Raw genomic sequence first — 7,121 nt, forward strand, 5'->3', positions numbered from 1 at the left:
ATCCCGGCGCGCCCGCCCTCGCTCAGGCGTTGGTGCCGGTGGGGCCGCGCCCCCCCCCCCCCCCCCCGCCCCCGCCCCCCCCCCCCACCCCGAGGAGGTCTGCCCTTGCGGGCGCAAGCGCTTCGTCAGTTGTTGACGCAGGTGTTGCCGAACGCGGGGTTCAGCAGCGCGATCACGTTGACGGTGTTGCCGCAGACGTTGACCGGGACGTGCACCGGGACCTGGAGCAGGTTGCCCGACAGGACACCCGGCGAGCCCACGGCCTTGCCGTCGGCCACGGAGTCGGCCATGGCGGGGGAGGCGGCACCGGCGGCCATCAGAATGCCGGCGGCCAGCACCACTGCCTTCTTGTACGTCATTTGTTTTCGATTCCTTCCCGCAGGGGCGTATCCACTGCAGAAATAACAACGAGTGGTTCTGGAAAAAGAAACCGGGTGTTTTTGCGAGTGTCGCGCCAATTCACTCAGATGCTCGTGCAGGATCGTGCGTCCTGAATTCTGACCTGATTTCGACGGATCTCTATTCGGGTCCCCGCATGCGGCGAGGCCGCCGCGACCCGAAGGTGCGACGGCCTCGCGGCGTGGTGCGCGGGGTGCTGTCAGCTGCCGGCGGAGCCGTTGCCGGACAGGACCGGGATGTTGTCCAGGATGTGCGAGAGGGCCTCGTCGCCCTTGGCCTGGGTGGAGTTCTCGGTGCACTGCTGGTTCTGCGGGCTGGACAGGACGGGGATGTCCTGGACGCCGACGTTGACCAGAGCCAGGACGGACTGGACGTTGGCCTTGGCCGGCAGGGCGATGCAGGGCTTGTTGAGGGAGCCCTGGATGAGCGCCATCTGCGGGCTCATGTTCCCGTACGTGGCCTGGTTGCCGTAGATCTGCGAGGCGCCGTTGCCGTTCACGGTGTTGATGCCGTTGTCGTTGCCGACGGCCATGGCCTGCGGGGCCATGGCGGCACCCAGACCGACGAACGAGGCGGCAACCGCTGCGCCGGCCGCAAACTTCTTGATCATGATGGTCCCTTTTTTGCAGGATTGCCCGGTACTCAAGCACCCGGATCAACGGTCCAACCGCGGTTCGGGTTGCGTCTCTTCACTCGGATGCCGAAGTTTCGGGCGGCACGGTTGACGTCAGGCGTTGACGCAGGTGTTGCCGAACGAGGGGTTCAGCAGGGCGATCAGGTTCGCGGTGTTGCCGCAGACGTTCACCGGGACGTCGACCGGGACCTGGAGCAGGTTGCCGCTCAGGACACCGGGGGAGTCCTTGGTGACTCCCTCGGCCGCCGCGCCGTCGCCGCCGTGCGCGGAGGCGAGGCCCGCGCCGCCCATCAGCATCGCGGCACTTGCGACTGCCATGGTGGTGCCGCGCACCAGCCTCTTCTTCATCTCTGTTTTTCCTTTCGGGTTCGAACAGTCTTGCAAGCCATAACGACCTGCCCGACCCGAGGGTGCGTGCTATCGCTCAAAAGGCCGTACGGGCGAGTCCGGCGTGATTTCCCGCCTGAGTTCTGACAAAGTTCACTCCTGTTTTGTCCCCCTGATCGAAAATGGAGACAGGGTCATGGGTTCCTCCCGCAGAATCCTCGGCACGCTCGGTCTGCTGTCCTGCCTCACACTTTCGGTGAACGTGCCCGGGGCGGAAGCCGCGGCCCCGCCGGCGGTGCGAGCACCGCTGGTCAAGGAATCTCCGAGGCTTCCCTTCACCCAGCGTTATCAGGCCGTGCAGCACGGCGGCCTGGTCCGGGCCTCGAACTCGTCCATCGGCTGCCGCAAGGAGGAGAGTCCGCAGGCCGAGCCCTGCGCCGAGGTCAACAAGGGCGCCGCCGGGACCAACGGCGACTTCGACATGTTCTACGACGAGGTCGACAAGGACCCGGACACCTACAACTCGACCCGGGCCGAGCTCAAGATCCCGCAGGGCGCGAAGGTCTCGTACGCCCGGCTCTACTGGGGCGGGAACCTGCGCGTCGGCGAGCAGAAGCCGCCGGAGGACAACGGCCGGGTGCTCGTCGCCGAGCCGGGCGGCGCGTACCGGGAAGTGCTGGCCGACACGGTGATCGGGCACCGCAGCGACGAGGGCAGCGATGCCTATCAGGCCTCCGCGGACGTGACGCCGCAGGTGCGCAAGGGCGGCGCCGGGATGTGGACGGTGGCCCAGCTGAACATCGCCATGGGGCACTCGCAGACGGGTGCCTGGGGCGGCTGGACGCTGGTGGTGGCCTACGAGCACCCGCGCGAGCCGCTACGGAGGCTCTCGGTCTGGGACGGCTTCGAACAGCTGACCGCGGGGGCCGGCGAGGCGGCGGGCGAGACGGTGGAGGTCGCCGGTCTCGGCGCCGCGCCCGGGGCCTCGGGACGGGTCGGGGTGGTCGGGTACGACGGGGACCGCGGGGTCCTGGGGGACTCACTCACGGTGACCGCCGACAGTGGTCGTCGGGTCAGCCTCAGCGACGGTGAAAATCCATTTAATGATGTTATGAATTCCACGATCACGGATTTCGGACATCCCTCGTTCGTGCGACAGCCCGAACATATGAATAATCTCGGATATGACGCGGACGTGTTCGATCTGAGTCCCGCCCTGTCCGGTGGCGCCCGCACCCTGACCTTCAGGTTCACGGGCGAAAGCCAGGGTCATTTCCTCGGTGTGCTCTTCGTTCAGACAGACGCGCGCCGCTGAACGCAGGAGACCGCTCCACGTGCCGAAACAGCCTTCTTCTCCCTCAGCTTCTTCTCCCTCAGCTCCAGCCTCCTCCTCCGCTTCCTCCATTTCCCCACAGCCCGGCCGGGCGGTGACCGTGCTCCACCTCGTCCAGCCCGTGGACGGCGGGGTCGCCCGCGTCGTCGTCGACCTCGTCCGCGCCCAGTCCGCCGCCGGGCTGCGGGCCGTCGTGGGCTGCCCGCGCGGCGGACAGCTCGCCGAAGCCGCCCGCGCCGCCGGGGCCGAGGTGCTCACCTGGCGTGCCGGGCGGGCCCTCGGGCCGGGGCTCGCCGCCGAAGTGCTCGGCGCCCGCCGGGTGATCGGCCGGGTCCGGCCCGACGTCCTGCACGCCCACAGCGCCAAGGCCGGGCTCGCCGGGCGGCTCGCCGTGCGCGGGGCCGTCCCGACCGTGTTCCAGCCGCACGCCTGGTCCTTCGACGCCGTCGGCGGGGCCACCGCCGCGCTCGCCCTGCGCTGGGAGCGGTTCGGGGCCCGTTGGGCCGACCGGGTGCTCTGCGTCAGCGAAGCCGAACGCCGGACGGGGGAGTCCGAGGGGATCGCCGCCCGCTGGTCGGTGATCCGCAACGGCGTCGACCTCGACCACTTCCGGCCCGGCGGACCGGACCCGGTGCGCGACAAGGCCGCGGCGCGCGCCGAACTGCCGCTGCCCGCCGCCTTCCAGGGCGACGGGCCGCTCGCCGTCTGCGTCGGCCGGCTCTGCCTCCAGAAGGGGCAGGACATCCTGCTGCGGGCCTGGCCGGAGCTGCTCGGAGCCGTCCCCGGGGCCCGTCTCGCACTCGTCGGGGACGGTCCCGACACGGAACGGCTGCGCCGCGCGGCCCCGCCCGGAGTGCACTTCGCGGGGGCCGTCCACGACATCCGACCGTGGCTTCGGGCCGCCGATCTCGTTGTACTGCCGTCGCGGTGGGAAGGCATGGCGCTCGCCCCGCTCGAAGCCATGGCCTGTGGCCGCCCGGTCCTGGTCTCCGACGTCAGCGGTGCTCGGGAGAGCCTGCCCCCCGGGCAGGGGCGGCTGTGCCTGGTGGAGCCGGAGGACCCGACGGCGCTGGCCAAGGCCCTCGTAGGGCTGCTGGCCGAGCCGCGGCTGCTCGCCGAACTCGGAGAGCAGGCACAGCGGCACGCGCGGATGGAATTCGACGTGCGGCGGACCACGGACGCGGTCACCGGTCTGTACCACGAACTGCTGGGCAGGCCCCGGCCCTTGAACCAGGAGCGCATCAGCCGATGACGATGGACAGCGCACCCGCCCGGCACACCGGGCAGGGCGGCCCGGGGCCCGCCGGAAGCCATGCCGGTACGAGCACGGCCGGTACGGGCACCACCGGCACCGGCACGGCCGGCATCTCCGCGGGCCCGGCCACCGCGGGCCTCACCACCGCGGCCACCACCACGGCCGGTACCGCCACGCTCGGCGCGGGCCCCGGCTCCGCCGCCACCGCCGTCCGCCGCACCGTGACCGCCATCCACCCGCCGCGCGGGCCCAGGGCCGAGCAGGCCCGGCCGGCCGTCCGGCCGAAGCGGGTCCGGCGCCGCGACGGGGTCCTGCCGCTGCTGACCGCCGACGCGCTGGCCGTCCTGGGGGCCGCCGCAGCCCTGCCCCGGCCGGAGCTGCCGCGCGAGGTGGCCGGGCCGGCCGCCGTCCCGCTGCTCGTCCTGCTGCTGGCCGTCCTGCTGGCCGCGCTGCACGCGCAGGCCGGGCTGTACCGGCCGCGGTTCGCCCCCTCCGCGCTCCTCGAACTGCCCGCGCTGGCCGGGCGGGCCGCCGTCCTGTGGTGCGGGGCCGCCGCCGCGCTGGCCGCCTTCGCCCCGCGCGCGGCCCTGAACTGGGTGGCGCTCCTCGCCTCCGTCGGCCTCCAGGCCGTACTGGCCTGCGCGGGACGCGGGTTCGTCAACCAGCTCCGCCGCCGCACCCGCGTCCGCCGGCCCGCCTCCGCGCTCGTCGTCGGACCCGTCGCCGGAGCCGGCGCGGTCGCCGCGGCCCTGCACGGCCGCCCCGAGTACGGGCTGCGCCCCGTCGGGCTCGCGGACACCGCCGCCGCCGAGGACGGGAGCGCGGGGGTACCCGTACTCGCCACCCACGAGGACATCCGCCGGGCCGTCATCCAGAACTCCGTGCGCCACGCGGTCTTCACCCGCCCGCCCGAGGCCGACGAACGCACCGCCTCCCTGGTCCGGCTCTTCCACGACCACGGCTGCCGGCTCTGGCTCGCCGACCCGGCCGGGACCGCCAAGGTCACCGGCATGCGCGTCGCGTGCCCCGCCGACCAGCTGTGGGGGTACGCCGTCCAGCCGCTGCTGCCGCGTCCCGCGCGGCCGCTGGAGCGGTACGCGAAGCGGGTCATCGACTCCTCGCTCGCCGCGCTCGCGCTGCTGGCCGCGGCGCCCGTGATGGGCGCCTGCGCACTGGCCGTACGGGTCTCCGACGGGCCGGGGGTGATCTTCCGGCAGGAGCGGGTCGGCCTGTACGGGCGCCCCTTCACCCTGCTGAAGTTCCGTACCCTGCGCGCCGACGCGCACGAGTCCGCCACCCGTTGGACGGTGGCCGGAGACTGCCGGATGAGCCCGATCGGTTCCTTCCTGCGCAAGTCCTCGCTGGACGAGCTGCCGCAGCTGTGGAACGTGGTCCGGGGTGACATGAGCCTGGTCGGTCCGCGCCCCGAACGGCCCTTCTTCGTCGCCAAGTTCAGCAGCGTCCACCCCGGGTACGAGGCCCGTCACCGGATGCCCGTCGGCATCACCGGCCTCGCCCAGATCAACGGCCTGCGCGGAGACACCTCCATCGAGGACCGGGCCCGCTTCGACAACCACTACATCGACACCTGGTCGCTGTGGCAGGACCTGTGGATCCTGGCCCGCACCGCGGCCTCCTTCTTCCGCTTCCGGCTGGGGGGCAGCTGAGCATGAGCCTTGCCGTGCACCACTCATGGGGACGCCCGGACTTCGGGACCCTGCTGCGCCGCCACTGGCCCCTGCTGCCGCTGGCCGGGACCGTACTGGCCCTGCTGATCCCGGTGCCGGCGGGTGACGCGACCGCCTCCGGGAAGGTCGGCCCGGCCGACGCCGCCTCGCTGCTGCTCGTGCTCGTCTGCGGCATCCAGGTCCTACGGGGCCGGGTGCGGCCCCTGACCCCGCTCGGGGTGCTCGTCCTGGGCCTGCCCGCCGTCGGGCTCGCCGTCTCGACCGTGACCGCGGGGGACCCGTACGCGGCCCTGCCCGGCTTCGTGCGCTACCTCCAGGTCTTCGTGCTGGTCCCGGCGGCGATCGTGCTGCTGGTGCGCGACGCGGGGGAGTTCCGGCTGGCCGCCGGGTGCTTCGTGGTGCTGGGGCTGGTGCAGGGCGCGGTGGGCGTGGTGCAGTTCGCCACCCACACCGGGGCCTCGTACCAGGGCGAGGACATCCGCGCCGTGGGCACCTTCGGACCCGGTGACGTGATGGGCATGGCCACGGTCGTCGCCTACGGGCTGGTCGCCGCCACGGCCGCGGCGCTCGCGCCGGGGCTGCCGGCGCGGATCCGCAGGCTCTCCGCAGCGGCGGCGCTGGCGCTCGCACTGCCGCTGGTGCTGTCGTTCAGTCGGGGCGCGTGGATCGCGACCTCCGTCGCGGCCGTCCTGGTGATGGGGCTGGCCGGGATCCGGCGGGCCCTGAAGGTGCTGGTGGCGCTGGCCGCGGTGGGCGTGGTGCTGGTGGGCGGGCTCGGCGTCGGCTCCGAGATGGTCGCGGAGCGGCTGACCTCGATCACGCAGGTCTCCGACGCCCCCGACCAGTCGGTGACCGACCGCTACACGATGTGGGCCGCCGCCGGATCGATGTGGCGCGAGCGGCCCGCGGTGGGCGTCGGCCTCAAGGGCTTCCCGGCCAACCGGGACGCGCACTCCGGGCTGGCGCTCTCCTCGGGCAGCGACACCGCGGGCGCGGGCCAGGCCTTCATCCGCCAGCCGCTGCTGTCCCCGCACAACATGTACCTGCTGGTGCTGAGCGAGCAGGGGCTCATCGGGCTGGTCGCGCTGGCCGGCGGCTGGGCGGCGCTGCTGGTGGCGGGCCTGCGCAGGTGCGCGGCCGGCGGACCGGCCCTGCGGGACTGCGGACTGGTCGCGACCGGCCTCCTGGTGTGGCAGCTGACCGACTTCCTCTACGCGGACATCGGCGGCCCTTCGACCGTCCTGACCGGAGTGATCATCGGCCTGGCCGCCTGGTGGGCCCTTGCCTCCGGCGAGGAGTCCGGGCCGACCCCGGTGGGACGGGCCTCCGTCAGCGGACCGGGACGCTTCGCCCCTGAGGGTGCGGCCGGCCGGTGACGGATACGACGCCCTGGCGGGGGGGGGGCGGCGGGCCCCGGGGGGGGGGCGGCCGGCGCGCGGGCCGCCGCCGCGCGCCCCCCCCGGCCCCCCCCGGCGGCCGCGCGCC

At 73.1% G+C, this 7,121-nt stretch carries 7 protein-coding genes; 4 read left to right on the plus strand and 3 right to left on the minus strand.

Annotated elements, in window-relative coordinates; all coding sequences use genetic code 11:
- Window positions 1-125: 125 nt before the first annotated feature.
- The 3 genes from ACFXDJ_RS09600 to ACFXDJ_RS09610 form a co-directional block, all read right to left on the minus strand.
- On the minus strand, window positions 126-359 hold the full coding sequence (locus tag ACFXDJ_RS09600; RefSeq protein WP_384653780.1) for a chaplin: 234 nt from the start codon (window positions 357-359) through the stop codon (window positions 126-128).
- Between the two features lie 239 nt (window positions 360-598).
- Window positions 599-1,009, minus strand: a complete 411-nt coding sequence (locus tag ACFXDJ_RS09605) for a rodlin (protein WP_384653782.1) — start codon at window positions 1,007-1,009, stop codon at window positions 599-601.
- Between the two features lie 117 nt (window positions 1,010-1,126).
- Window positions 1,127-1,381 carry a chaplin gene (locus ACFXDJ_RS09610; RefSeq protein ID WP_384653784.1) on the minus strand — a complete coding sequence of 85 codons (255 nt, stop codon included), beginning with the start codon at window positions 1,379-1,381 and terminating at the stop codon, window positions 1,127-1,129.
- 103 nt (window positions 1,382-1,484) lie between these two features.
- Here ACFXDJ_RS09610 and ACFXDJ_RS09615 point away from each other — a divergent pair, with 103 nt between their 5' ends.
- The 4 genes from ACFXDJ_RS09615 (at window position 1,485) to ACFXDJ_RS09630 (ending at window position 7,012) form a co-directional block, all read left to right on the plus strand.
- Window positions 1,485-2,675, plus strand: a complete 1,191-nt coding sequence (locus tag ACFXDJ_RS09615) for a DUF3344 domain-containing protein (RefSeq protein ID WP_384653786.1) — start codon at window positions 1,485-1,487, stop codon at window positions 2,673-2,675.
- A gap of 112 nt (window positions 2,676-2,787) precedes the next feature.
- Window positions 2,788-3,945, plus strand: a complete 1,158-nt coding sequence (locus ACFXDJ_RS09620; RefSeq protein ID WP_384653788.1) for a glycosyltransferase family 4 protein — start codon at window positions 2,788-2,790, stop codon at window positions 3,943-3,945.
- A 2-nt stretch (window positions 3,946-3,947) separates the two neighbouring features.
- The gene (locus ACFXDJ_RS09625) at window positions 3,948-5,615 is read left to right on the plus strand and encodes an exopolysaccharide biosynthesis polyprenyl glycosylphosphotransferase (protein WP_384653792.1); all 1,668 of its coding nucleotides are present in this window, start codon (window positions 3,948-3,950) and stop codon (window positions 5,613-5,615) included.
- Between the two features lie 2 nt (window positions 5,616-5,617).
- Entirely contained in the window at window positions 5,618-7,012 is a 1,395-nt protein-coding gene (locus ACFXDJ_RS09630; protein WP_384848628.1) for an O-antigen ligase family protein, read from the plus strand.
- Window positions 7,013-7,121: the final 109 nt, after the last annotated feature.

It is taken from the genome of Streptomyces sp. NPDC059443 (genome assembly GCF_042750105.1).
GTDB lineage: Bacteria > Actinomycetota > Actinomycetes > Streptomycetales > Streptomycetaceae > Streptomyces.